We start from the raw sequence: 26,142 nt of genomic DNA, 5'->3' as shown, positions 1-26,142 counted from the left end.
ACAATCAATATCAGGGCTCGATATGTCCGAGTGGTTGTCCCGGGAAGAGGCGCTTGAGCGCCTCAAGGTGCGGGCGCAGACGCTGTACGCCTATGTCAGCCGTGGGCGCATCGGCATGCGGCCCGACCGCGCCGATCCGCGCCGCAGCCAGTACCGCGCCGACGATATCGCCGCACTGGCGACCCGCCGGGCGCGCGGACGGAGCCCATCAGTCATCGCTGAAAGCGCCATTGCCTGGGGCGAACCCTCAATCGCAACGGCGATTTCGACCGTCTCGCACGGTCGGCTCATCTATCGCGGGCAGGACGCCGCAGTGCTCTCCGGGCACGCCACACTGGAAGAAGCCGCCGCCATTCTCTGGGCTCTGCCGGAACCGGTGGCTTTCGAAGCACCGTCGCCGGATGTGCCCCATCAAGCCGGCCGGGCCTCGGCTTTTGCGCAACTTGCCGTGCTTGCCGGCCAAGGGCGCCCGTCGCTTGGGCGCAACCGGGCCTCGCTGCATGCCGATGCCGCGCACGCTGTCGGCGTGCTGGTCGCCGCGCTGGGCGCACCGGCAGGACCAGATCCCGTCCATCAGCGGCTGGCGCAGGCCTGGTCGGTGGACGCCGGCGGCGCCAATGCGATCCGCCGCGCGCTTGTCCTGCTTGCCGATCATGAACTGAATGCGTCGACCTTCGCCGCGCGCGTCGCAGCCTCGACCGGCGCGCCGCTGGCCGCTTGCCTGCTGGCCGGGCTCGCGACGCTGTCAGGCCCTCGCCATGGCGGTGCCGGCGAGGCGGTGATGCAACTGGCCGAGGATGCGGCCCGACATGGCGCCGATGCGACGATCCGGCGCTGGCTCAGCCACGACCGGCCATTGCCGGGGTTCGGTCATCAGCTCTATCCCGACGGCGATCCCCGGGGCGCCGCGCTGCTGTCGGTGATCGAGGTTGACGGCACACTATCGTCGCTGCGCGATGCTGCCCTTGCCGCGACCGGCGCGCTTCCCAACATCGACTTTGGGCTGGCAGCGCTGACGCGCAGCCTTGGCTTGCCGCGCGATGCGCCGTTTCGCCTGTTTGCGCTCGCACGCAGCGTCGGCTGGGCCGAGCACACGGTCGAACAGATCACAAGCGGAAGTGTCATCAGGCCGCGCGGCCGCTATGAGGGCGTGCTGGTGTAGGGTTGCAAGAGCGCCAAGCGCTCAGGACATCGTGTCGAGCTTGCGCTGCATGGCCGCGATCTGGTCCTTCAGTTCCTGAAGATCGTCGGGTTTTTCTGACGTTTCCTTCCTGGCCGGCTCGGGCGATGGCGCGGCGGCTGGCGCGGTGCCGGCGGGCGGGAACGGCGTGAACAGCCGCATCGCATTCTGGAACATTTCCATGTTGCGGCGTGTCTGTTCCTCCAGCGCCTTGATCGGCGTGGTGATCTTCATCATGTCGAGCGGCGACTTGCCGATCGCCCCCTTCATCTGCTCGCGAAAGCGTTCCTGCTCCTTGGAAAAGGCAAGCATCGACTGTTCGAGGAAGCTCGGCACGATCATCTGCATCTGGTCGCCGTAATAAGCGATGAGCTGGCGCAGGAACGGGATCGGCAGCATGTTCTGCCCGTCCTTGTTCTCCAGTTCGAAGATGATCTGTGTCAGCACCGGATGCGTGATGTCGTCGCCGGTCTTGGCGTCCTGGACGGTGAACTCCTCGCCCTTCTTGACCATCTCGGCGAGGTCCTCGAGCGTCACATAGGTGCTGGTGCCGGTGTTGTAGAGGCGGCGATTGGCGTATTTCTTGATGATGATCGGATCGTCTTTAGCGGCCATCTACATCCTCCCGGGGACACCGGCGCGCCTCTGAGCAAGCCGCCGATAACGATTGTGCCTTTTTTTTGAGGATATGCGCAAAAGCTTCACAATTCCAAGCAGTTTGTGCAGTGCGGGATCACTAAATGCTGCATAGCAGGCAAAATATGCTGCGCAGCAATGGACGAATGGTCGCCATGGCAAGGCACGGCCTGCTTGCGGCGCATGGGCGCCATGCCCATTTCCGGTTTGACTTGGGGTTGGGAAAGGGCAAGAAAAGTCCCCAACGACAGAGCAACACCCTTGAAGTCTGGAGAAGAAAATGTCCGCTTCCATCGTCATTGCCAGTGCGGCGCGCACGCCGGTCGGCTCCTTCAACGGCGCCTTCGCCGCCACCCCGGCGCATGAACTCGGCGCCGTCGTCATCAGGGAATTGCTGTCGCGTGCCGGTGTCGAACCAGGCGAGGTCGATGAGGTCATCCTCGGCCAGGTGCTGACCGCCGCGCAAGGCCAGAACCCGGCCCGCCAGGCATCGATCAATGCCGGCCTGCCCAAGGAAACCACAGCCTGGGGCCTCAATCAGGTTTGCGGCTCGGGCCTGCGTGCCATTGCGCTCGGCATGCAGCAGATCGCCACCGGCGATGCCAAGGTCATCGTCGCCGGCGGCCAGGAATCGATGTCGCTCTCGACCCATGCCCAGCACCTGCGCGCCGGCGTAAAGATGGGCGACTTCAAGCTGATCGACACCATGATCAAGGACGGGCTGTGGGACGCCTTCAACGGCTATCACATGGGCAACACCGCCGAAAACGTCGCGCGTCAGTTCCAGATCACCCGCGAAGACCAGGACCAGTTCGCGCTGGCTTCGCAGAACAAGGCCGAGGCCGCGCAGAAGGCCGGCAAGTTCAAGGACGAGATCGTCGCCGTCACCATCAAGGGCAAGAAGGGCGACACCATCGTCGACCAGGACGAATACATTCGCCACGGCGCCACGATCGACGCCATGACCAAGCTGAAACCGGCTTTCGACAAGGACGGCACGGTGACCGCCGCCAATGCATCCGGCATCAATGACGGCGCCGCCGGCGCGCTGCTGATGAGCGAAGCGGAAGCTGTGAGACGCGGCATCACCCCGCTGGCGCGCATCGTGTCCTGGGCGACCGCCGGCGTCGATCCGCAGATCATGGGCACCGGGCCTATTCCCGCCTCGCGCAAGGCCTTGGAAAAGGCCGGCTGGTCGGTCGGCGATCTCGACCTGGTCGAGGCCAACGAAGCCTTCGCCGCGCAGGCCTGCGCCGTCAACAAGGACATGGGCTGGGATCCCTCGACCGTCAACGTCAATGGCGGCGCCATCGCCATCGGCCACCCGATCGGTGCGTCCGGCGCCCGCGTCTTCAACACGCTGGTCTTCGAAATGCGCCGGCGCGGCGTCAAGAAGGGGCTGGCCACCTTATGCATCGGCGGCGGCATGGGCGTCGCCATGTGCATCGAAGCACTCTGAAAAAGAAGTGAGTAGCAAATAGGGAGTAGTCAATAGGGAAGAATTGCGTCAGCGCGACGGGACGTAGATCCCTACTCGCTATTCGCTACTCCCTATTCGCTCTCCCGACCAAAGGGAGGGAACACGCATGACCAAGGTAGCAATCGTCACAGGCGGATCGCGCGGCATCGGCGCGGCGATCTCGATCGCATTGAAGACCGTCGGCTATTCGGTTGCCGCGAACTATGCCGGCAATGACGCCGCAGCGGCGAAATTCAAGGCCGAGACCGGCATTCCGGTCTACAAATGGTCGGTCGCCGACTATGATTCCTGCGCCGCCGGCATCAAGCAGGTCGAGGCCGATCTCGGCCCGGTCTCGGTGCTGGTCAACAATGCCGGCATCACCCGCGACGCCATGTTCCACAAGATCACGCGCGAGCAGTGGAAAGAGGTCATCGACACCAACCTGTCCGGCGTCTTCAACATGACGCATCCGCTGTGGAGCGGCATGCGCGACCGCAAGTTCGGCCGCGTCATCACCATTTCCTCGATCAATGGCCAGAAAGGCCAGGCCGGCCAGGTCAACTATTCCGCCGCGAAGGCTGGCGACATCGGTTTCAGCAAAGCCCTCGCTCAAGAGGGAGCTCGCGCGGGCATCACCGTCAACGTCATCTGCCCCGGCTACATCGCCACCGAGATGGTCAAGGCGATCGACGAGAGGGTGCTCAACGACCGCATCATCCCGCAAATCCCCGTCGGCCGCCTCGGCGAACCGGAAGAGATCGCGCGTTGCGTCGTCTTCCTCGCATCCGAAGATGCAGGCTTCATCACCGGCTCGACCATCACGGCCAACGGTGGCCAATACTTCGCCTGACGACGTGGCGATGTAAGAGATCGACGGGCCGGCACACCGGCCCGTTTCCGGCACGGTCCCTTTGACGTGCTCGCGACCGTAGCTGACCCAATTCGGCACGCGAAGGTTAACAGCCGGTAGCCGCCCTGTGCAAAAGCTCCTTGGCAACCTGTGGATTCTCGGTGGATAAGCTGTTCACAACACAAGATATTGGGGTGAACAAATCGGGAAAATCGCGCCATCGCTGATTCGTCGCCGATTCGTTCCGGCTATGAGCCGAACGTTAACGACGACAGCCGGAATCGCCTGCCCAACTGCTTAACGCAGGTTAAGAAAGATCAACAATTTCATCATGTTGGTCGAGGCGCGCCTAGCCGCCGTGATTGTTTCCAGGCAAAGGTTAACGGCAACACCCTCTTAGCATGAAACGGGCCAGTTCAGCGATTCAGCATGTGGTGCGACTCGCGGCCGCGAAATCCACATGTAGCCGTGAACAAAAGCTGAATCTGCAGGAGTCACTGATTCGTCGCCGATTCGTTCCAGACTCGTTCTATCCGTTAATCCGCAGCCGATTGGAAGCTTGACAAAACCACCTTCTCGCCGCCGGCGGAACATTCCGCTTTCGCTTCGCGCCCGAAATCCCTATGTGTCGCCTGTCATACGCGCCATTTGAGGCACGCTCCCGACAACCAGAGGCCAGAAGCCTTATTTCCAGGTCCCAGAAGCCTTATTCTAGGTTGATGAACATCCAGCCCAAACACACAGAGCCGCTGATCCTGTCGGGCCGCGACGTGACCGCCGTGCTCGGGCCGACCAACACCGGCAAGACCCATCTCGCCATCGAGCGCATGGTGGCGCATGAGAGTGGGATCATCGGCCTGCCGCTCAGACTTCTGGCGCGCGAGGTCTACGCCCGCGTCTGCGAAAAGGTCGGCGCCCACAAGGTTGCGCTGATCACCGGCGAGGAAAAGATCCAGCCGCCGGGCGCCAGATATTCGGTCTGCACCGTCGAGGCCATGCCGCGCGAGACCGACGCCGCCTTTGTCGCCATCGACGAGGTGCAGCTCGCCGGTGACCTCGAGCGCGGCCACATCTTCACCGATCGCATCCTGCACCTTCGCGGCCGTCAGGAAACGCTGCTGCTGGGTGCTGCCACCATGCATGGCATCCTGCAGCGCCTGCTGAGGGGTGTCTCGGTGGTGACGCGGCCGAGGCTGTCGCATCTTGCCTATGCCGGTTCCAAGAAGCTGACCCGCCTGCCGCGGCGCACGGCGATCGTCGCCTTCTCCGCCGACGAGGTCTACGCCATCGCCGAGTTGATCCGCCGCCAGCAGGGCGGTGCCGCCGTCGTGCTCGGCGCGCTCTCGCCGCGCACCCGCAACGCCCAGGTGGCGCTGTTCCAGTCCGGCGATGTCGACTACCTCATCGCTACCGACGCAATCGGCATGGGTCTCAATCTCGATCTCGACCACGTCGCCTTCGCCCAGAACCGCAAGTTCGATGGCTTCCAGTACCGCAACCTGACCGCGGCCGAGCTCGGCCAGATCGCCGGCCGCGCCGGCCGGCATCTGCGTGACGGCACCTTCGGTGTCACCGGCCAGGTCGACCCGCTCGACGAAGAGCTGATCAAGAAGATCGAAGGCCACGATTTCGATCCGGTGAAGGTGCTGCAGTGGCGCACCGCGCATTTCGACTTTGCCAGCCTCGACGCGCTGAAGCGCTCGATCGAGACCAACGCTCCGGTCGAGGGACTGACGCGGGCATTGCCTGCCGTCGACGCACAGGCGCTCGAGCATCTGTCGCGCGACGAAGACATCCGCGCGCTCACCACCAATGCCAAGCGCGTGGCGCTGCTGTGGGAAGCCTGCGCGCTGCCCGACTACCGCAGGATCGCGCCGGCGCAGCATGCCGACCTCATTGCCTCGATCTACACGGACCTCGCACGCCACGGCCATGTCGACGAGAATTACATGGCCGAGCAGGTGCGCCGCGCCGACACCACCGAGGGCGACATTGACACGCTGTCGCATCGCATAGCCCAGATCCGCACCTGGACATTCGTGTCGAACCGGCCCGGCTGGCTGGCCGATCAGGCACACTGGCAGGAAAAGACGCGCGAAATCGAAGACAGATTGTCGGATGCGCTGCATGAGCGGTTGACGAAACGCTTCGTAGACCGCAGGACTTCCGTCCTCATGCGGCGCCTTAGAGAAAATACCATGCCTGAAGCCGAAATTAGCCCTACCGGAACCGTCCTTGTCGAAGGCCACCATGTCGGCGAGTTGCAAGGGTTCCGCTTCACCGCCGACCAGACCGCCGGCGGCGAAGACGCCAAGGCGGTGCGCACCGCTGCCCAGAAGGCGCTGGCCGCCGAGTTCGAATCGCGCGCCGAACGCTTCGGCGCCTCGGCCAATGGCGACATCGCGCTCGGCTCGGACGGCACGCTGCGCTGGATCGGCGCGCCGATCGGCACGCTTGTATCAGGCGAAGACGCGCTGAAGCCGCGGTTGGTGCTGCTGGCCGACGAACAACTGACCGGCCCGGCGCGCGACAAGGTTGCCGCGCGTGCCGAGCGTTTCGTCAATTTCCAGATCGAGTCGCTGCTGAAGCCGCTGGTCGACTTGAAAAACGCCGACCAGATTTCCGGCATCGGCCGCGGCATCGCCTTCCAGCTGGTCGAGAATTTCGGCCTCATCAACCGCCGCGACATCGCCGAGGAGATGAAGTCGCTCGACCAGGAAGGCCGCGCCGCCCTTCGCCGGCTTGGCGTGCGCTTCGGCGCCTACCATGTCTTCGTGCCGGCGCTGATCAAGCCGGCGCCTGCCGGACTGGTGACGCTGTTGTGGGCGCTGAAGAACGACGGCAAGGACAAGCCGGGTTTTGGCGACGTGGTCCATGCGCTCGCCTCGGGTCGCACCTCGGTGGTGATCGACCCTGCTTTCGACAAGACGTTCTACAAGCTTGCCGGCTACCGCAATCTCGGCCGTCGCGCCGTGCGCATCGACATACTGGAACGGCTGGCGGATCTGATCCGTCCGGCGACCAACTGGAAGCCCGGCCTCGGCCAGCGCCCGGACGGCGCCTATGACGGCCAGTCCTTCATGGTGACGCCGCCGATGATGTCGATCCTCGGCGCCACCGCCGACGACATGGAAGAAATTCTCAAAGGTCTCGGCTACCGTGCCGAGCCCAAGCCGGCCGTCGAGGTCAAGGCGCGGCTCGAAGCGCAGGACAACGCCGCCCGCGAAGCGGCGGTCGCGAAACTGGCGACGGAAGAAGCTGCACGAGCCGAGCAGGCCAAAGCGGCGGAAGCCGCGGCAACGGATGCCGCAGCAGAGGCAGCCGTCGAAGGGTCGGAGCCGGCATCGGACGCAGTGGCCGTTTCGGAAACCACGGTCGAAATTCCCGCCGAAATCACCTCCGACGCCGCGGCGGAACCTGCTGCGCCTGCCGTGGAAGAACAGGCGGACGCTCCAGTCGAAACCGTGCAAGACGAAGCGCCTGTAGCCAAGGCTGCTGCTGAACCGGCACCGGCTGAACCGCAGGCAGAGGCTGAAGCTGCCGAGACTGAAGCCGCAGCGGCAGAAGAAGCCGCAACGGCCGACCTGGCGGCAAATGCCGCGCCCGCAACGGACGCCGCGCCGGACGAACCTGTGGCGGTGACTGAAGCAGCTGTCGGCGAACCCGCGCCGGAAGCCGAAGCACCAAAACCCATCCTGTTGTGGCGTCAGGGCCGCTTCGAACAGCGCCCGCGCAACCGCGATGACAACCGCAGGAACAATCGCCCGCGCAACGGACAAGCGCGCGGCCGAAGCGATGCGCCTGCGGATGCCGCCGGCGCACCGGCCGCTGCTGCACCCGGAGAACGCCCGGCCCATGAAGGACGGCGCGATGGAGCCGGCAAGCCGCGCTTCGACCGCTCGAAATTCAAGCCCAAGCCGCAGGCCGAAGGCGAACAGCGACGTGATGGCAGGCCGCAGGGCGAACGTTCCGACCGCCGCGAAGGCCGTCCCGACTGGAAGGGTGGCAGGCCTGATGGCAAAGGTGGTCCGCAAGGCGGCAAGCCGGCCTTCCAGCCGAAGCCGCGCGAGGAGCGTCCGGTGCGTTTCGATCCGGATTCGCCCTTCGCCAAGCTCGCCGCTCTCCGCGACCAGCTGAAGAAGTAGAACCCGGCTCGCTTCGATGGTTGCCGAAGGCCGCCAGCGCATCGACAAATGGCTGTTCTTCTCCCGCGCCGTGAAATCGCGCTCGCTGGCGGCGAAGTTGGTCGTCGCCGGCCGCGTGCGCATCAATCGCGACAAAGCAGCGCAGGCCTCCGACCAAGTCAAGCCAGGCGACGTCCTGACCATCACGCTCGAGCGTCGCATCTTCATCTGGAAGGTGCTCGGCGCCGGTACGCGACGCGGCCCGGCCGAGGAGGCTCGTACGCTCTACGAGGATATGTCGCCACCGCCCGCACCGAAGGGCGAAGCCCCTCCCGATGCAATTCCGGGGCTGCGCGAGGCCGGCAGCGGCCGCCCGACCAAGAAGGAACGTCGCCAGACCGACCGATTGCTCGGCGAAGATTGATGCCTGGCGTCCAAAAACACGCAGTGGTTCTGGGACAACGGCACGCCTGAGGCGAGAACTGAGCCCGGCAAACAGACGCTCTGCGGGACATGACTGACTTCCGCCGGGCCTGCAGTCTGGAATTCCATTCCGGAAACACCGGCACCGTCCGCAATGGCTACCCTTGCAAGCGGTCGACAAAGGCGTTACCTGACGGAAAAAGCCCAACAAAATGGGACGTCCCGGAGCCGACCGATGACCTATGTCGTGACCGACAATTGCATCAAATGCAAATACATGGACTGCATCGAAGTCTGTCCGGTCGACTGTTTCTACGAAGGCGAGAACATGCTCGTCATCCACCCCGACGAGTGCATCGACTGCGGCGTTTGCGAGCCGGAATGCCCGGCCGACGCAATCAAGCCGGACACCGAACCCGGCCTCGACAAATGGCTGCAGGTCAACACCGAATACGCCGAGAAATGGCCCAACATCACCGCCAAGAAGGAACCGCCGGCAGACGCCAAATCCTTCGACGGCGAGGCCGGCAAGTTTGAGAAATACTTCTCGGCCGAGCCCGGCGAAGGCGATTGACAACACGGCCGCAAAGGCCGGTATTACGCTGGGTAAGAGGCACGTCACATTAACCGGCTTGACAGCCGGCGCTGACCTGTGGCCTTCGCGTATGCAGCAAAACCTTGATTCTTCCGACTTTTTGTGTTACATCAGCGAAACATGCCGGTGACACAACGTCGATTTATGGCGCAGACGCCCCAAATCACTGAAAGGTGAAAATCCCATTCGGACCAGAGCGATCTGGGCCAGGCGGTCGCGATGTTGCGGTTTGCCGGTCCGGCTTTTCCGATGGGTTCATCTGTTGTGCGGCTAACGATCGGCTTCCCCGATCGCGCGAGTTCGGACCGGCAGGACGCCGGTGCCACAACAAGGAGTTCAGGGCGTAATGGCAACGATCACCCCGCAGAAGAAGTCCACCGCTGCGCGTCACGGTTTCAAGACCGGCGAGTACATCGTCTACCCGGCGCACGGCGTCGGCCAGATCGTCTCGATCGACGAGCAGGAAGTTGCTGGACACAAGCTGGAACTGTTCGTCATCGACTTTTCGAAGGACAAGATGCGCCTGAAGGTGCCGGTCGCCAAGGCGACCTCCATCGGCATGCGCAAGCTGTCGGAGGAGGATTATGTCGAGCGCGCGCTGAAGGTCGTGCAGGGCCGCGCCCGCGTCAAGCGCACCATGTGGTCGCGCCGCGCCCAGGAATATGATGCGAAGATCAATTCGGGCGACCTGATCTCGATCTCGGAAGTCGTGCGCGACCTCTACCGCGCCGACAACCAGCCGGAGCAGTCCTATTCCGAGCGCCAGCTCTATGAGGCGGCGCTCGACCGCATGGCCCGCGAGATCGCGGCCGTCAACCGCATGTCGGAAACCGAAGCCGTGCGCTTGATCGAGGTCAACCTCAACAAGGGGCCTAAGCGTGGCGCCAAGGCCGACAATGAAGAGGCCGAGCAGGAAGAAGCTGCCTGATCCTTCTCGCCTTTTCGAGAGATCCTGCCTGAAACGATTGGAGGCTCCGGTTTGACCGGGGCCTCTTTTGCTTTTGGGCGGCAGCTTCGATGTTGATGATGTACTGCGCACCAGCGTGCTGCATCGCGGCTTGCCGGCGCGCCGAACCGTGGTGCCGTCCAGCGCGCATTTTCGTTTAACGTGTGTCCCCACTTGTCGCCTTGCCAGCAAAGCAGGCCGCAGCAATGGTTTCGCGCAATTCCTCGTCGGCGATCGGCTTGTGCAGGATGCGGCTGCCGCTGGCGCTGATCTCCTTGAGGCGCGAAGGCGAGGTATCGCCGGTGATGATGATGGTCGGGACAACGCGGCCGATATGGGCGTGAAGCGCACGGATCGCGTCGGTGCCGGTGCTGTCATTCTCGAGACGGTAGTCTGCGATGATCAGGTCGACCGGCGCATCGCCGGCAGCCAGCGCCGCCGCATGGGCCTTCCGTGCCTCTGCGGCGGAGCGGCCGGGATAGACACGATGTCCCTCCAGGTTGAGCAAGCGCACCATGGCATCGAGAACGCCGCCCTCATCCTCGACCACCATGATGCCGGCGGCACTGCTGGCCGGCGATGTCGTGTCGACCTCTAAGCGAGCTTGCACCGCGCCGGCCTTCGCGACGGTGATGGAAAACAGGGAACCGCGTCCGGACGTCGAAGCCAATTTCAGCGGGTGCCCCAACAGGTCGGCGGTGCGGCGAACGATGGCGAGCCCGAGTCCCAGGCCTTGCGTGCGGTCCCGCGCCGGGTTCTGCAACTGCACGAACTCCTCGAAGACCATCCCCTGCTGATCGGCGGGGATGCCGGGGCCGCTGTCGAGGACCTGTATCTCCACACATGCGCCGCGCCGGCGACAGCCCAGCAGGACACCACCTTGCTTGGTGTAGCGAAAGGCATTCGACACCAGGTTGTTGAGAATGCGCTTCAGCATCATCGGGTCGCTGTCGACGCAGAGGCCGCTGTCGACCACGCGCCACGTAAGTCCGCGCTGTTTCGCCTCGGCGGCGAATTCATTGCGAAGATCACCAAAGAGGTCGCGCAGCGGCACCGCCTCGCTCGCGACCGTGACGATGCCCGCATCGAGCCGGGAGATATCGAGCAAAGCGTTGAGCAGCCCACTGAAGTTGCTGACAACCGATTTCGCCCGGCTGGCCAGGTCGCGCGCCTCGCCGGAGGGTACGTCGCCGCGCTGCCCCAAAACGGCAAGCGTCGAGACCAGCAGGCTCAGGGCATGGATCGGTTGGCGCAGATCGTGACTCGCCGCCGCCAGAAAACGCGTCTTGGCACGGTCGGCGGTCTGCGCCCTGTCGCGTTCCTCTTGCAGATGCTCGACCAGCGTTTCGTTCTCCAGTCGCAGGCTGACGGTTTCGCGCAGCATGCGGTAGGTGATACGGCAGTAGTAGAAATTGATCGCCACCAGCGACGCGAGCAGGAACAGGAAGGCGCCGGAAATATCGCTTTGGGTGGTCAGGCAGCGCAGGGCGACCGGCACCACCGTGGCCAGGATGGAACCAACCAGCGCCGGCGGAAAGGCCGACAGAGACGGCACGGTGCCGCAGACGAGACCAGTCAGGACGATGACCGTGAAGGACAGCACGATCGGCGCCTCGGGCATGAATCCGACCCAGCCAAGCACACCCCACAGAAGGCCTGACATGCAGGAAAATGCCGTCGCCAGCCGTGCCCAGCGCAAGATCGAGTGGCGATCCCGGGCGCGGCTGAAAAAACGGCGCGACGCCAGCACCCGGATAGCCGTCAGCAGATACAGCGCCGCTAGCCAGCCGATCAGCCAATGGGTGGAAACGGCCGTTCTCAGCACATAGACCGCCGCCATCGAGATCACGATGTTGGAGATGACCACGCCGTAGGAATTGCGATACAGGAGTTCGATCAGGGCCTGGCGTATCTTGTCTTCCTGCATCGAATCCCTCCAATTGCCCCAAGTATTCTCCGGGCGGTCTTGCCCGGTACCGTTGATCTACCGGCAACCTGTTTCGCATAAGTTGGCGATCGATCCATATACGCCGCTGCAGTCCTGGATGGTGCCCTGATGAATCGCCCGCTCACCGCCATACTCGCCGACGACCATGCCATCGTGCGCGAGGGGCTGAAGCTGCTCATCTCGGCGATGGACAATGTCTCGGTCGTCGCCGAGGCTGCGGACGGCGAGGCGCTGCTTGGCCAGCTGCGAAGCACGCGCGCCGACCTTTTGATCCTCGACCTCGGCATGCCAGGTGTCGCCGGGATGCAGTTCATCACCACCATCAGGACCTTGGCGCCACACCTGCGCATCGTGGTGCTGACGGCCAATATCGAGCCGAGGACGGTGCGCGCCGCGCTCAGTGCCGGCGCCAGCGCCTACCTGACCAAGGACGGCGATCCCGAGGAACTCGGCGCCGCCATCGAAGCGGTCAAGAACGGGGGCACCTATCTGGCGAAAACCGTTCGCTTCGCGGTCAGCGATATGGGCAGGGGCAGCGAGCCGATAGCCGCACAGGAAATCCTCTCCCCGGTTCCGCTGACGCGGCGCGAACGGCAGATCCTTCAACTGGTGGCGCAAGGCATGATCACGCGCGACATCGCCGAACGGCTGGGTATCAGCCTGCCGACCGCTCGCAAGCATCGCGAAAACCTGATGGGCAAGCTCAATCTCCACAACACCGCCGAACTGACCGCCTACGCGGTTCGTCTGGGATTGCCCGCCGGCTGACATCGCAGCCGCTCGGCAACGTCCCCTTAACCATCGGCAGATTAGCCAAGCCCGATCACGATCCAAATACGGCATCTGCCGTATGTTTTCGGCCTGACCCCCAGCCTACTCCTCCCACGGCTTGATCACATGGGAGGAGCCGTCATGCCGTCGCTGGATCTTTGGATTCCGTTCGCCCTCGCAACGCTCGCCTTCGCCTGCATGCCAGGGCCGGCGATTCTCTACATGACCGCGCAGACGCTGGCCCATGGCCGTCAGGCGGGATTGATGGCGGCACTGGGTGTTCATCTCGGCTGTTACGTGCACATCCTGGCCGCGGCGGTCGGACTCGCCGCACTGATGGAACACGCGCCGGTCGCTTTCTCGATGATCCGATTGGCGGGCGCCACATATCTCATTTCGCTGGGCCTTGCCATGTTCCTGGGATGGAACCGGATGGGCGAGGACGGTGCCAGGCCGGCCCCGAACACATTCCGCGACAGCATGGTCGTCGAGATCCTCAATCCCAAGACAGCACTGTTCTTCCTGACCTTCCTGCCGCAGTTCGTGGATCCGTCAGCCGCCATTGCCGTAGGGTTGCAATTCCTCATCCTCGGCATCGTCGTCAATCTTATCTTCTCGATGGCCGACCTGGCGGCGGTCGGCATCGCCTCGCTCGCCGTTGGCCGGTTCACTGGCGGCGGCGCCGGATGGGTGATCCCCAAGACATGCGGTTCGATCCTCATCGGACTTGGCGTGGCGCTCGTCAGCCATCATATCTGAACCTGCAAATGAAAAGCCGCGGCGTCAGGGGAGAGCCGACGGTGAAATTTTAGCGGCTGCCGGCAGCAAGGGCCAGTATGCCGGAGGGCGCCTCACGGCCTGCTCGCGCACCGGGCAAGATATCCCGGAAACCAGCGCCCCTTTTAGGGCCATCGCCCGAATCAACATACTCTGGGTCGCGCGCTTACGCGCCGCCGCCTTCCTTCTCAGCCTCCTGCTTCAGCGTTGCGATGAACCGCTTCGTCCGTTGCTGCTGCGGATTGTTGAACAGCACCGCGGCCGGCCCCTTCTCGACGACGACGCCGGCATCGAGGAACACCACTTCCTGGGCGATCTTGGAGGCGAGGCGCAGATCATGCGTCGCCATCACCATGGTCGTGCCTTCGCTGGCGAGCTTGCCAAGCACCTCGACCACCTCTTGCGCCAGTTCCGGGTCGAGCGCCGAGGTCGGCTCGTCGCAGAGCAACACTTTCGGCGACGGCGCCAACGCGCGGGCGATCGCCACGCGCTGCTGCTGGCCGCCCGACAGCGTCGCTGGCCAGGCGTCTGCCTTGTGCACCATCCCGACCTTCTCCAGCAGAGCCAGTGCCCGCTCGCGTGCCCTCTCAGGCGGCCATTTCAACACCGTCACCAGCCCTTCCATGACGTTCTCGATCGCAGTGCGATGCGGAAACAGCTGGAAGTTCTGGAACACCATGCCAGTCTGCAGCCGCAGGCGCTGGATATCCCTGGCCGGAACCCTGCCGCCGGGGTGGAATTCGAGCGTCTCGTCGCCAATGCGCACCGTGCCCGAGGTCGGGATCTCCAGGAGGTTGATACAGCGCAGCAGGGTGCTCTTTCCCCCGCCCGACGGACCGACCAGCGCCGTGACGCTGCCTTCGGCAATGGTGACCGTCACGCCCTTCAACACGAGATTGTCGCCGAAGCGCTTTTCGATGTTGCTGAGGCCGATCATGAGCGCGCCTCCAGGAAGCCGCCATAGCGGTTGAGCCGGGTCTCCAGCCGCGTCTGCAAGGCCGACAGCACCGAACTCAGCGCCAAATAGAGGATCGCCGCCTCGACATAGAGGATCAGCGGCTCATAGGTGGTGGCGACGATGCGCTGCGCCGCCTGGAACATCTCCGGCACGGTGATGGCGGCGGCCAGCGACGTGTCCTTGACCAGCGAGATGAAGGTGTTGGAGAGCGGCGGCACCGCGACCCGGCCGGCTTGCGGCAGAATGGTACGCCGCATCGCCTGGCCCCAGGTCATGCCGATCGAATAGGCGGCTTCCCACTGGCCTTTCGGCACCGAGCCTATTGCCGCGCGGATGATTTCCGACGTGTAGGCGCCGATGTTGAGCGTGAATCCGATCAACGCCGCCGTGAAGGCGTCGAGCAGGATGCCGACCGACGGCAGGCCGTAGAAGATGAGGAACAGCTGCACCAAAAGTGGCGTACCCCGGAAGATCCAGACATAGAAGCGCACAAGCGCGACCAGCGGCTTGGGGCCGAACAGCCGGGCAAGTGCTGCACCCAACCCAACGGCCAGCCCCAAGGCGAAGGACAACAGCGTCAGCGGCACGGTGAAGATCAGCGCCGCCCACAGCAGCGAAGGCAGCGACTCCAGCATCAGTTGCAGCCAGTGCGGCACGTATGACCCTCCAGATTGGTCGAAGCAGCTTGGTCAAGGCGAGAATGCGTCTGCCATATCACGACAAAAGCGGCGGGCCGTCAAAGACGGCTCGCCGCTCTATGTGTCTCATGGCCGCGGAGCGGCTCGCCTCGTAGATTACTTCGAAACATCCTGGCCGAAATAGGTGTCGGCGATCTTCTTATAGGTGCCGTCGGCCTTGATGTCGGCCAGCGCCTTGTTGATCGCGGCGACCAGCTCCGGATCGCCCTTGCGCACGATGACGCCGGAATAGTCGGCGTTTTCCTCTTGCGCGGCAATCTTCACATTGGCGTCGGGCTTGTGCTTCTTGAAGTCGAGGAACGACAGGCTGTCATTGATCGTGGCGTCGGCGCGGCCGGTCAGAAGCAGCTGGATCGACTGGTCGAAGCCATCGGTGCCGACCAGTTCAGCGCCGTTCGTTTCGGCCAGCTTGCCGAAATTCGAGGTCAACGACTGCGCCGACTTCTTGCCCTTGAGATCGGCGAAGCTCTTGATGTCGGTGTTGTCGCCGCGCACGATCAGCACCGCCTTGGAGGCGATGTAGGGATCGGAGAAGTCGTACTTGGCTTTGCGGGCATCGGTGATGCCGACCTGATTGATGACGGCGTCGTAGCGATTGGCGTCGAGGCCGGCGATCAGTCCATCCCACTTGCCTTCGAGGAACTCGGCCTGGACACCAAGCTTCTCGGCAATCGCCTTGGCAATTTCGACGTCGAAGCCGACCAGTGCACCGGACGTGTCATGGTAGGTGAACGGCGCATAGGTGCCTTCCGTGCCGATCTTGATGACACCGGCGTGCTTGATCTGGTCGAGATTGGGGCCGGCATGACCTGAAGCGACAGCCAGGGCCTGCAGCGTTCCGGCGATAATGAGCGACTTGAGCCATTTCATTTTTCTGTGATCCCGTCCTTGGCCGGCTGGCCGGCATATTTGTGAGCGCTGGAAACTGACAGATGCAAGCCGAAAAAATAAGGAACAGGATTTCAAAAACGGCGGGTTTATGAAACCATATTCTCTAAACGGCGCTTTTCCACTCGTGATCGCAGCCATCTCAGACCTCCTGAGAATCCTTCAGGCAACACAATCGCGCCGCTGCGGTCGCGGAACCTTTCCCGCGCATGGCAGTTCTGGCTGTTCTAGGGCACGACGCCGGCATTTCAACCCGGGCGGCAGCCAAGTTTGCAAAGTCATTCGCACCACCCAGGGAGCGCCTCATGATGGAAGACACGGCAGGACGGATCATGGTCCGCGCGGCAATGAAGGCTCCCTACCTCGAGCGTGACGAAGAGCATCGGCTTGCATTGCTCTGGAAAGAGGACAACGACCAGAACGCGCTGCACTCAATCACCGTCGCCCATATGCGGCTGGTCATTTCCATGGCCTCCAAGTTCCGCCATTACGGCCTGCCGCTCGGCGATCTGGTCCAGGAGGGTCATGTCGGATTGCTCGAGGCTGCCGCCCGCTTCGAGCCGGAGCGCGAGGTGCGGTTCTCGACCTATGCGACATGGTGGATCCGCGCCTCGATGCAGGACTATATCCTGCGCAACTGGTCTATCGTGCGTGGTGGCACCAGCTCGGCCCAGAAGGCGCTGTTCTTCAACCTGCGACGCCTGCGCGCGCGGTTGGCGAATGGCACGGAGCCGCTCTCCAACGCCACGCTCTATCGCGAAGTGTCGGAGGCGCTTGGCGTCTCCGAAGCCGATGTGGCGATGATGGATTCGCGGCTCTCGGCGCCCGACTCCTCGCTCAACATGCCTATTGCCGACGATGCGGGTTCGACCGAGCGCATGGATTTCCTGATTTCGGACGATCCGCTGCCCGACGAGATCGTCGGCGACAAGATCGATGTCGCGCGCCGCTCGCTCTGGCTGAGGGAGGCGCTTCGCGCGCTCAACGCACGGGAGCTGAGGATCATCGAGGAACGGCGGCTGAACGACGAGGGCGCGACACTCGAAGCGCTCGGCGAAACCCTCGGCATCTCCAAGGAACGCGTCCGCCAGATCGAGGCCCGCGCCATGGAAAAGCTCAAGGTCGCATTGGTGAAGCAGAACCCGGAGTTCATGGCGACTGCCGCCTGAACGGCGGCAGGCGTCCAGCGGCGCCTACTTGTCGGTGACGATCTTGACCTTGTCGCCGGCCGAAACGGCGGCACCGGGCGACAGCGCGTTGAGGACGCGGAACAGGTCGAGCTTGCGGTCGACGCCGACCATCTGCGCCGAAAGTGAACCCATCGTCTGCCCAGGCTGGACGGTGACGACGCGGATGTGCAGCGGCTTCAGCGCCGCCTTTTCGGCAGCACTCAGTATCCGGAACGAGCCGCTTACCGAACGGGCGATCGTGTCCAGAGACGTGCTGGCGGAAGGGGCCGCGGTCAGCAGCCGGTAGACTTGGCCGCCAGCGCGGATCACCGCTATGTCGAATTGCCAGCCTTCGGCGCCGGCATGCGCGGTCGCCGCCTCATTGCCGTTGATGGTTTCCTGCTTGACGCTACTGTCGACGAGACCAGCCACCCAGCCGCTGCGGATATAGTCCGTCAGCGCCCGGTTCTTGTCGATGGAAACGCCATCGAAACGGATCGCTATGTCGCCGGGGCCGGTGGCCGTCACCGCTGCCGCCGAATTGTCGATGATGAAGCCGTCCGGCACCGTGAACGACACGCCAAGGCCCGGGTGCAGGAAGGTTTCGCCGCGCACATAGCCTTCCTCGGGCGTGTCGCCATAGAGCAGGCCGTCTATGCCGGCGAGGAAGGAATCGCGGTCGCGCGTGCCGACGCCCGGCGCGCCGAACTGGCGGGCATGGCGCTGCGCCAGATCGATGCGCTGCGGCGTGTTGGGGTGCGTGGCCAGGAAGTCCAGGCTGGCGTCGGTGGCGCCGCTGATCGAGCGGAAATCGGTATAGGCCGACATCGATTGAAGGAAGCGGCCTGCGGCGAAAGGATCGTAGCCGGCCTCGCCGATCGACTTGATGCCGATGGCGTCGGCTTCCAGCTCCTGGTTGCGCGAAAATTGCGCCAGCCTCAGCTTGCCGCGGATCAACGCCGCCTTGGCGGTCGGGCTGTCGCCGAGCACATCGGAAACCACCTTGGTCGCCAGGCCTTCCTCTGCCTCGAGCTGTTGGCGCTGCAGGCCGTGATTGGCGGTGACGTGGCCCATCTCATGCGCGATTACAGCGGCAAGCTCGGCCGAATCATTGGCCAGCGCCAGGAGGCCGCGGGTGATGTAGAGATAACCGCCCGGCAGCGCGAATGCGTTGACGTTGGGCGAATTTAGAATGGTGATGCGATAGGTCTGTGTCGGGTTGGCGGACACCACCGTCAAACTACCGACCACCTTGGCGACCATTCGCTCGAGCTTGGGGTCGGAATATTCACCGCCGTAAGTCGCCAGGATGCGCGGGTGCTGCGCCTTGGCCAATTCGGCGAGCTTGTTGTTGGCGCCGACATTGTCCACCGTGATCGGCTTGTCGGAAGGCTGGAATCCGGATTCCTGAACTTCCGGCGGCGTGAACATCTGGCAGCTTGCCAACGCCACGGCAAAACCGGCCAGCGCGAGAAAACGCGCCAGCGGTTTCATTCCCAATGTGTTAGCGCCGATCGCCAGAACGGCTTCCTTTCGGGTCCCGGCGCATGACCACGAAAATCGGGGGCGATCTTCGGAACGTGTCATGCGCTATCTCAAACTGCTGCAGCATCCGTTGCCCGTCCCTTAGGGCGGGCGGCGGATACTGCAGGCAAATCACGGCCTGTGCCGGACCGGTAGGGCGACCTAGCCACACTCCCCCGGTCATGGCAAGCAAACGCCACATCGCCTGGAGCCGGTTTGACCGTAAATTATGTCCGCTTCCGGGCAACATCGCGTGATGTGGAATATCCAGCACCCGCGCCGATATAGCGCCGGAACGCCTCCGGACCAGCCCCGGTAAAGAAATCATCAGCCTTGCCGGTTGCGGCCACCAACCCATTGTCGACAAACACCATGTGCTCGCCGATGCGGCGTGCATCCTCGGGCTGGTGGGTGACAAATAGCACCGTCATGGCGCGTTCGGCATGAACGGCAGCAACCAGATCCAGCATCTCGTCGCGCAAAGCGGGTCCGAGCGAAGCGAAGGGCTCGTCGAGCAGCAACACCGGTCGGTCGCGCACCAGCACGCGGGCCAGTGCGACGCGCTGGCGTTCGCCCCCGGAGAGCTCGCGCGGCAGGCGTTTCTCCTTGCCCGCGAGACCGGTGCGCGCAAGCGCCTCGGCGACCGCGGCGCGGTCCGCCTCGGTCAGTCCCAGGGAGGGCGAGCGGCCGAGCCCGACATTCTGCTCGACGGAAAGATGCGCGAAGAGATTGTTCTCCTGGAACACCATCGACACCGGCCGCGTCGAGGCCGGCTCGGCGCTGACATCGGCCCCGCCGATCAGCACGCGGCCCGATTGTGGGGTCTCGAAGCCGGCGACCAGATTGAGCAGCGTCGACTTGCCCGAACCGCTCGGACCCATGATGGCGGTGATCTTCGCCGTGGCGAACTCGACGTCGAAGACAAGTGGCACCTCACCATAACTGAACGACACCTTGTCCAGCCGCACCGGCGCGCCCTTCTCGACCCTGCTGGCCGCCCTCTCACGCATCGCGGACCTTCTCCCTTCCCAGCCAGTGCGCCGCCACGATCAACGCGAGACAGACGAGGCCGAGCAGCAGTGCCAGGCCGGCGGCATCCTCGGTGCGGTAGCTGCCCATCCGTGCCAGAAGAAGGTAGGGCAATGTCTGCACGGAATCACTGCCGAACAGGGCAATGACACCGAGATCGCCCAGCGACAGCGCCATGGCGAAAGCGAAGGCCGTGGCGAGCGGGCGCCGCAGCGACGGCCAGTCGACCAGCATCAGCCGGTTCCAGCCCGCAATGCCGAGCTGTGCGCAGAGCCGTTCGTGACGCTCGCTCGCCGCATCATAGGCGGGACGCACGGCGCGCAGGGCGAATGGCATCGCCATCACCGCGTTGACGGTGACGACCATGACCGGGGCGATGGCAAAGACATCGCCGGCATGGCGCAGCAACAGGAACCAGCCGGCGCCGACGACGATCGGCGGCACGACAAGGACAAAGCCGGCGCCTGTATCGGCAGCGTGTTCGAGCAGTGTCTTTGCGCCGGCACGGCGGTTCAGCGCCAGTGCCCGCCGCGCCATGGTCAGCGCCAGCGACAGCATCACCGAGAGCAGTGCCGACAGGAAGGCCAGCACCACGCTGGTCAGCGTTGCCTGCCGGACAGTGGCCTCACCGGCCAACCGGCCGAGATCCGCACCCAACCCGGCCATCACGGTTGCCGCCATCGGCCCAACGACGAACAGCAGCGCCAGGATGATGAGTAGCGCGTTCAACCAGGTCTCGCTCCGATGGACTGAGAGATACCGACGTTGCGCGACCGGCAAATTGGTGTCGCCGACCACATTGGCGCCCAGGCGCGTCAGGGCCAGCACAACGATAAAGGTCAGGGCAATCTGCAACAGCGTCAGTGTAACGGCCCGCGCGGGATCGAAATCAAAGCGCAGCGCCTGGTAGATGCCGACCTCCAGCGTCGTCGCGGCCGGCCCGCCGCCGAGCGTCAGCACGATCGTGAAGGATGTGATGCAGAGCATGAACACAAGCCCGGCGACGCCGGGCAGTGCGGCGCGCAGCGTTGGCCATTCGATCAGCCGGAACGCCGGCCGCGCCGCCATGCCGAGTTGGCTCGCCAACCGCCATTGGTCGGCCGGTATGGTCTGCAGCGCCTCGAGGAACAGCCGCGTCGCCAGCGGCAGGTTGAAGAAGACATGGGCGACGAGGATGCCGGACAGGCCATAGATACCCGGCCAGCTTCCGCCGCCGATCAGGGCAAGCACGCCGGCGAAATAGCCGGCACGGCCATAAAGCGCCAGAATGCCGAGCGCTGCGACAATAGCCGGCAGCGCCAACGGCACGGCGAAGATCTGCAGGATGAAGGCGCGGCCGAAGAAACGTGGATGTCGCGACAGAGCCCGCGCCACGAACAGCGCCGGGATGGCCGAAAGCAGCGTCGAGAGCGCCGCTTGCCAGAGCGTGAAGCGAATGACGCGAAGCAGATAGGGATCGAAGGCTGCCCAGGCGCCCGAGAAATCATGGGCGCCCTCGAAAAGCAGGCCGGCAAACGCGCCGCCGATCAGCAGCGCGATCGCGGCAAGCGCGACAATGCCGGCGCTGACGCGGGGATCGGCTGGATGGCGCGTACGCATCTCGCGCTATCCAACCCTGCGACGGGTATTGATCGAGGGGAATATCTGGCGAAGGCCGAGCCCACCCCCCTCTGTCCTACCGGACATCTCCCCCTCAAGGGGGGAGATTGCGCACTCAGCCGCCTTCGCTATTCTCAAGAGTGGCAGGACTAAGAGAGGCGATAAAGCTGCCGATATCCCCCCCTGAGGGGGAGATGGCCGGCAGGCCAGAGGGGGGCGGCTTGGCGCAAACATGCGACGCGGCTCGCGCCCTACTTGCTCATCACCGCAAGCCATTCATCGACCCAGGCCTTGCGATTGGCAGCGACCTCTTGCGGGCTGAACAGCAAGGTCTTGGTCGGCTTGACCAGTTTATCAAAGGCCGGATTGAGCGGCTTGTCGGTCTTGCCGGCCGGGAACATCCAGTTGGTCTCGGGAATGGCATCCTGGAATTTAGGCCCGGTCATGAAGGCCATAAACTTGGCCGCCAGCGGATTCTTGGCTCCCGTCGTGGTGATACCCGCCACCTCGATCTGCAGATACTCGCCCTCCTCGAAGGAGGCCGCCTGGTAGCGCCCGGTGTTCTCGGCGATCATGTGATAGGCTGGCGACGTCGTGTAGGACAGCACCATCGGCGCCTCGCCCTTGGTGAACAGCCCATAGGCCTCGCTCCAGCCCGGCGTCACGGTCAGCACCTTCGGCTTGAGCTTGGCCCAGGCCTCCGGCGCCTTGTCGCCATAAACCGACTTGACCCACAGAAGCAGGCCGAGGCCCGGCGTCGAGGTGCGTGGATCCTGGATGACGATCTTGTCGTCGGCACTGCCTTCGACCAGCTCTTTCAGGCTTTTCGGCGGGTTCTTCAGCTTCTCGGTGTCGTAAACGACAGCGAAATAGCCGTAATCAAAGGGGACAAAAGTATCGTCGCTCCAGCCACCCGGCACGTTGACATCAGTTACGCCGCCATGCGGCGCGAACAAGCCTGACGCCTTGGCATCGGCGGTGAGATTGGTGTCGAGGCCAAGCACGATATCGGCCTTGGTCGATGCGCCTTCCAATCTGACGCGGTTGAGCAGCGCGACGCCGTCGGCGACCGAGACGAACTCGACATCGCAGCCGCATCCGGCCTCGAACTCCTTCTTCACCACGGGACCCGGGCCCCAGTCGGCGGTAAAGCTCTCATAGGTGTAGACGGTGAGCTTGTCCTTGGCCAAGGCCGGTCCGGACAAGGCCACGACCGTTGCTGAAACAAGAGCGTATAAAAGCGTGCGCATCGGCGCCTCCTTCGTTCGAATTGAAAGGAATTGAGGCGTCGGACTGTCCGAAACGTCTAATCCCTCCGCCGGTACAAACCGGATCAGGTTCAGCGGGTTGGCGAGACTGCCTCTCAGCCGGTCCGCGAAGATCGCGTCCGGCACCCCGTTAGAGCGTTTCGACACATAGGCCGGGCCGATCCGCCACGCAAGTGGGAGTTTGCCGCCTTCCGTTTCCCGTGCCGGGCTGGTAAGGGCCACACGATATGAGCACATTCACCATCCTGCTTGGCGGCGATCTCATCCGCACGCCACGGCTCGACCGCCAGGCCGAAGGCTCCCGCGTCATCGCCGCCGACGCCGGCATAGGCCATGCGCAGTTGCTGGGCCTCGTGCCGGAGCTGTGGGTGGGTGATTTCGATTCCGTGCCGGCGAACCTGCCGGACGATCTCGCTTCCGTGCCGCGCCGGACCTTCCCGGCGGAAAAGGACCAGACCGATGGCGAACTTGCCATCGCCGCAGCACTCGAGCGCGGCGCGACCCGGCTGGTGCTCGCCGGTGCTTTCGGCGGCAAGCGCGCCGACCACGCTTTCCTGCATCTGGCGCTTGCCTTGCGCCTGGCCGAAGCAGGGACCGATGTGCTCCTGACCAGCGGCGCCCAGGAAGGCATTCCCCTGCTGCGTGGAATGGCCGGCTTCGACTATGCCGATGGCACACTATTTTCGGTGCTCGGCTTTTCCGAACTCGCCGGCCTGACCGTCACCGGCGCCAAATGGCCGCTGAACCACGTCAAGGTGGCCTTCGGTTCGTCGCTGACCATTTCCAACGAGATCAAGGGCCGCCTCGAAATCGCGCTCGGCCATGGCCGCGCGATGCTGCTCGCTCATCCCTATCCCTTACCTGAAAGCTGACATGGCCCCGCCTCTTCTCAACCTCGACGGGATAAAACTGACCTTCGGCGGCACGCCGCTGCTCGACGGCGCCGCCTTGACGGCTTCGGCCGGCGACAAGATCGCACTGGTCGGCCGCAACGGGTCGGGCAAGTCGACCCTGCTGAAGATCGCCGCTGGCCTGATCGAGCCGCAGGACGGCGAGGTGTTCCGCCAGCCTTCGGCAACTGTCCGCTATTTGCCGCAGATGCCCGACATGGAGGGCTTTGCCACTGTCCGCGCCTATGTCGAGGCCGGGCTTGGCCCTGCCGACGATCCCTACCGCGCCAGCTATCTGATGGAGCATCTCGGACTGTCGGGTGAGGAACGTCCCAACGATCTGTCGGGCGGCGAGGCGAGGCGTGCTGCCCTTGCCCGCGTCATGGCGCCGGAGCCAGACATCCTGCTGCTCGATGAGCCGACCAACCATCTCGACCTCTCGGTCATCGAATGGCTGGAAGAAGAACTCATCCGCACCTCCTCGGCACTGATCGTCATCTCGCACGACCGCCGCTTTCTCGAACGTGTGTCGCGCGCCACCATCTGGCTCGATCGCGGCCAGACCCGCAGGCTGGACAAGGGCTTTGGCCATTTCGAGGAATGGCGCGACCTGGTCCTGGAGGAAGAAGAGCGCGAGCAGCATAAACTCGGCCGCCAGATCGTTCGCGAAGAGCATTGGCTGCGCTACGGCGTGACGGCGAGGCGCAAGCGAAACATGCGCCGGCTCGGCGAGTTGCAGACCATGCGCCAGCGTTTTCGCGGCCATCGCGGTGCCGAAGGGTCGGCGACCATGGTGGCGAGCGACGCCGCCGAGTCCGGCAAGCTGGTGATCGAGGCGAAGAACATCGAGAAGAGCTTTGGCGATCTCACCGTGGTCAAGGGGTTTTCGACCCGCATCCAGCGCGGCGATCGCGTCGGCCTGGTCGGGCCGAACGGCGCCGGCAAGACGACGCTCTTGAAGATGCTGACCGGCGAGATGAAGCCGGACGCCGGTTCGGTGCGGCTCGGCACCAATCTGGAGATCGCCACGCTCGACCAGAAGCGCGAGGCGGTCGACCCGCAGGAGACGCTGGCGCAATATCTCACCGACGGGCGCGGCGAGAACCTCGTCATCAATGGCGAGCAGCGCCACGTCGTCTCCTACATGAAGGATTTCCTGTTCAAGCCGGAGCAGGCACGCACCCCGGTGCGCGAATTGTCCGGCGGCGAGCGGGCACGGCTCTTGCTGGCGCGCGTGCTGGCGCGGCCGGCAAACCTTCTGGTGCTCGACGAGCCGACCAACGATCTCGATATGGAGACGCTGGAACTGCTGCAGGAACTGGTCGCTGGCTTTGCCGGCACCGTCATCCTGGTCAGCCACGACCGCGATTTCCTCGACCGCACCGTGACCAGCCTGATCGCACCGGATGGTGACGGCCGCTGGATCGAATATGCCGGCGGCTACTCCGACATGCTGGCGCAGCGCGGCGGCACCAGGCTGGACGACCGCAAGGCGCGCGCGAAGGCCGAAAACGGCGAAGCGCCAGTGACGGCCAAGAGTGAAGCGGCCGCGCCAAAGGGGCCAGCGAAGAAACTGTCGTTCAAGCAGAAATTCGCGCTGGAATCGCTGCCCAAAAAAATCGAGGCTGTGACGGCTTCGATTTCAAGGCTGGAGAACAACATCGCCGATCCGGCCTATTACGAGCGCGACCCGGCCTCGTTCCAAAAGACGATCGCCGCCCTCGACAAGGAGCGCGCTACGCTGGCGGCGCTCGAGGAAGAATGGCTGGAGCTGGAGATGTTGCGCGAGGAAATGGAAGGGTGAAGGATTGCGTGGGGGCTTTTATGCGCCTAGATTATGCGCATAAAAGGAGGCGATCTTTATGCTTCAATCGACGTCAAAACCTCAGCGACAATCTGTGAATACGTCCATCGACTCTCGGTTGATCAGTGATGCGAAAGCTTTGGGCATCAATATCTCACGCGCCGCCGAAGAGGGCATTGCAAAAGCAATCTCGGCAGAAAAAACGCGCCGATGGCAGGAAGAAAATAAGGAAGCCATCGACAGCTCCAATGAGTATGTCAGACGCAACGGACTGCCACTGGCCAAACACCGGCCGTTCTGATGGCGCGTTACGATTTCTATAGGAATGCCGCGGGCGGCGGTTATCTTCTCGACGTGCAATCAGACCTTCTTGAAGGACTAAGCACCAGGATCATCATTCCGCTGATGCCGCCCAAGATAGCCCCGGTTCCTGGTCGCCGATTAAACCCGACCTTCGCCATAAATGGCAAAGATCATGTGATGGTCACCCAGTTTATGTCAGCCTTCTCTGCCTCGGAATTGCCGGATCCAGAGGGAAGCCTTTCCAGGCACCATGACGAGATTGTCTCCGCGCTCGACATGCTGTTCCAAGGCTTCTGAACT

23 protein-coding genes and 1 riboswitch are annotated in these 26,142 nt (G+C 63.8%); of the genes, 14 read left to right on the top strand and 9 right to left on the bottom strand.

Annotated features, from left to right (window positions below):
* Positions 1–22 precede the first annotated feature (22 nt).
* A complete protein-coding gene (locus NKJ67_RS07135; RefSeq protein ID WP_127270162.1) occupies positions 23–1,162 on the top strand; it encodes a citrate synthase in 1,140 nt (379 codons plus the stop codon).
* Positions 1,163–1,183: 21 nt separating this feature from the next.
* On the opposite strand, the gene phaR is transcribed toward NKJ67_RS07135, so the two are convergent.
* Positions 1,184–1,795 carry a polyhydroxyalkanoate synthesis repressor PhaR gene (gene phaR, locus NKJ67_RS07130; RefSeq protein WP_027037157.1) on the bottom strand — a complete coding sequence of 204 codons (612 nt, stop codon included), beginning with the start codon at positions 1,793–1,795 and terminating at the stop codon, positions 1,184–1,186.
* Between the two features lie 301 nt (positions 1,796–2,096).
* Here phaR and NKJ67_RS07125 point away from each other — a divergent pair, with 301 nt between their 5' ends.
* From NKJ67_RS07125 to NKJ67_RS07100, 6 genes are all read left to right on the top strand, one after another.
* A complete protein-coding gene (locus NKJ67_RS07125) occupies positions 2,097–3,275 on the top strand; it encodes an acetyl-CoA C-acetyltransferase (RefSeq protein ID WP_352580903.1) in 1,179 nt (392 codons plus the stop codon).
* Between the two features lie 127 nt (positions 3,276–3,402).
* Complete coding sequence (gene phbB, locus NKJ67_RS07120; protein ID WP_023814310.1) at positions 3,403–4,128, top strand: acetoacetyl-CoA reductase; 726 nt, start codon at positions 3,403–3,405, stop codon at positions 4,126–4,128.
* Positions 4,129–4,847: 719 nt separating this feature from the next.
* Positions 4,848–8,273, top strand: a complete 3,426-nt coding sequence (locus NKJ67_RS07115; RefSeq protein WP_352580902.1) for a helicase-related protein — start codon at positions 4,848–4,850, stop codon at positions 8,271–8,273.
* A gap of 16 nt (positions 8,274–8,289) precedes the next feature.
* Complete coding sequence (locus NKJ67_RS07110; protein WP_127297242.1) at positions 8,290–8,676, top strand: RNA-binding S4 domain-containing protein; 387 nt, start codon at positions 8,290–8,292, stop codon at positions 8,674–8,676.
* Positions 8,677–8,910: 234 nt separating this feature from the next.
* On the top strand, positions 8,911–9,249 hold the full coding sequence (gene fdxA, locus NKJ67_RS07105) for a ferredoxin FdxA (RefSeq protein ID WP_013529180.1): 339 nt from the start codon (positions 8,911–8,913) through the stop codon (positions 9,247–9,249).
* Between the two features lie 367 nt (positions 9,250–9,616).
* Complete coding sequence (locus NKJ67_RS07100) at positions 9,617–10,198, top strand: CarD family transcriptional regulator (RefSeq protein ID WP_013529179.1); 582 nt, start codon at positions 9,617–9,619, stop codon at positions 10,196–10,198.
* 175 nt (positions 10,199–10,373) lie between these two features.
* On the opposite strand, the gene NKJ67_RS07095 is transcribed toward NKJ67_RS07100, so the two are convergent.
* Positions 10,374–12,143 (bottom strand): ATP-binding protein, encoded by a 1,770-nt coding sequence (locus NKJ67_RS07095; RefSeq protein ID WP_352580901.1) that lies wholly within the window; start codon positions 12,141–12,143, stop codon positions 10,374–10,376.
* Between the two features lie 129 nt (positions 12,144–12,272).
* Here NKJ67_RS07095 and NKJ67_RS07090 point away from each other — a divergent pair, with 129 nt between their 5' ends.
* Both NKJ67_RS07090 and NKJ67_RS07085 read left to right on the top strand, forming a co-directional pair.
* Positions 12,273–12,932 (top strand): response regulator, encoded by a 660-nt coding sequence (locus NKJ67_RS07090; RefSeq protein WP_352580900.1) that lies wholly within the window; start codon positions 12,273–12,275, stop codon positions 12,930–12,932.
* A gap of 144 nt (positions 12,933–13,076) precedes the next feature.
* Complete coding sequence (locus NKJ67_RS07085; RefSeq protein ID WP_127267254.1) at positions 13,077–13,694, top strand: LysE family translocator; 618 nt, start codon at positions 13,077–13,079, stop codon at positions 13,692–13,694.
* 184 nt (positions 13,695–13,878) lie between these two features.
* Here NKJ67_RS07085 and NKJ67_RS07080 read toward each other — a convergent pair whose 3' ends face one another.
* The 3 genes from NKJ67_RS07080 to NKJ67_RS07070 form a co-directional block, all read right to left on the bottom strand.
* A complete protein-coding gene (locus NKJ67_RS07080) occupies positions 13,879–14,649 on the bottom strand; it encodes an amino acid ABC transporter ATP-binding protein (protein WP_292658635.1) in 771 nt (256 codons plus the stop codon).
* Positions 14,646–15,326 carry an amino acid ABC transporter permease gene (locus NKJ67_RS07075; protein ID WP_127267252.1) on the bottom strand — a complete coding sequence of 227 codons (681 nt, stop codon included), beginning with the start codon at positions 15,324–15,326 and terminating at the stop codon, positions 14,646–14,648. The genes NKJ67_RS07080 and NKJ67_RS07075 overlap by 4 nt, the downstream gene beginning before the upstream one ends.
* Positions 15,327–15,464: 138 nt before the next feature.
* Complete coding sequence (locus tag NKJ67_RS07070; protein WP_127267251.1) at positions 15,465–16,238, bottom strand: amino acid ABC transporter substrate-binding protein; 774 nt, start codon at positions 16,236–16,238, stop codon at positions 15,465–15,467.
* A gap of 323 nt (positions 16,239–16,561) precedes the next feature.
* Here NKJ67_RS07070 and NKJ67_RS07065 point away from each other — a divergent pair, with 323 nt between their 5' ends.
* Positions 16,562–17,425, top strand: a complete 864-nt coding sequence (locus NKJ67_RS07065; RefSeq protein ID WP_023814301.1) for an RNA polymerase factor sigma-32 — start codon at positions 16,562–16,564, stop codon at positions 17,423–17,425.
* A 24-nt stretch (positions 17,426–17,449) separates the two neighbouring features.
* On the opposite strand, the gene NKJ67_RS07060 is transcribed toward NKJ67_RS07065, so the two are convergent.
* The 4 genes from NKJ67_RS07060 to thiB form a co-directional block, all read right to left on the bottom strand.
* Positions 17,450–18,919 carry a M48 family metalloprotease gene (locus NKJ67_RS07060; RefSeq protein WP_127267258.1) on the bottom strand — a complete coding sequence of 490 codons (1,470 nt, stop codon included), beginning with the start codon at positions 18,917–18,919 and terminating at the stop codon, positions 17,450–17,452.
* 257 nt (positions 18,920–19,176) lie between these two features.
* Positions 19,177–19,959, bottom strand: a complete 783-nt coding sequence (gene thiQ / locus NKJ67_RS07055) for a thiamine ABC transporter ATP-binding protein (protein WP_352580899.1) — start codon at positions 19,957–19,959, stop codon at positions 19,177–19,179.
* Positions 19,952–21,577 carry a thiamine/thiamine pyrophosphate ABC transporter permease gene (thiP, locus tag NKJ67_RS07050; protein WP_127270156.1) on the bottom strand — a complete coding sequence of 542 codons (1,626 nt, stop codon included), beginning with the start codon at positions 21,575–21,577 and terminating at the stop codon, positions 19,952–19,954. Before thiP ends, thiQ begins: the two co-directional genes overlap by 8 nt.
* Positions 21,578–21,828: 251 nt before the next feature.
* Positions 21,829–22,827 (bottom strand): thiamine ABC transporter substrate binding subunit, encoded by a 999-nt coding sequence (thiB, locus tag NKJ67_RS07045; RefSeq protein WP_352580898.1) that lies wholly within the window; start codon positions 22,825–22,827, stop codon positions 21,829–21,831.
* Positions 22,828–22,870: 43 nt separating this feature from the next.
* Positions 22,871–22,985, bottom strand: a riboswitch (TPP riboswitch).
* An 87-nt stretch (positions 22,986–23,072) separates the two neighbouring features.
* Here thiB and NKJ67_RS07040 point away from each other — a divergent pair.
* The 4 genes from NKJ67_RS07040 to NKJ67_RS07025 are packed head-to-tail and all read left to right on the top strand — an operon-like array spanning position 23,073 to position 26,139.
* Positions 23,073–23,717: a thiamine diphosphokinase gene (locus NKJ67_RS07040; RefSeq protein ID WP_352580897.1), complete on the top strand. Its 645-nt coding sequence runs from the start codon at positions 23,073–23,075 to the stop codon at positions 23,715–23,717.
* A 1-nt stretch (position 23,718) separates the two neighbouring features.
* Positions 23,719–25,539, top strand: a complete 1,821-nt coding sequence (locus NKJ67_RS07035; protein WP_127380673.1) for an ABC-F family ATP-binding cassette domain-containing protein — start codon at positions 23,719–23,721, stop codon at positions 25,537–25,539.
* A 58-nt stretch (positions 25,540–25,597) separates the two neighbouring features.
* A complete protein-coding gene (locus NKJ67_RS07030; RefSeq protein WP_127270148.1) occupies positions 25,598–25,840 on the top strand; it encodes a type II toxin-antitoxin system CcdA family antitoxin in 243 nt (80 codons plus the stop codon).
* Positions 25,840–26,139 carry a CcdB family protein gene (locus NKJ67_RS07025; protein ID WP_127327637.1) on the top strand — a complete coding sequence of 100 codons (300 nt, stop codon included), beginning with the start codon at positions 25,840–25,842 and terminating at the stop codon, positions 26,137–26,139. The genes NKJ67_RS07030 and NKJ67_RS07025 overlap by 1 nt, the downstream gene beginning before the upstream one ends.
* The last annotated feature ends 3 nt before the right edge of the window (positions 26,140–26,142 follow it).

Origin of the sequence: Mesorhizobium sp. M0088 (assembly GCF_040322895.1) — a bacterium.
GTDB lineage: Bacteria > Pseudomonadota > Alphaproteobacteria > Rhizobiales > Rhizobiaceae > Mesorhizobium.
This window is presented reverse-complemented; position numbering and strand designations above follow the sequence as displayed.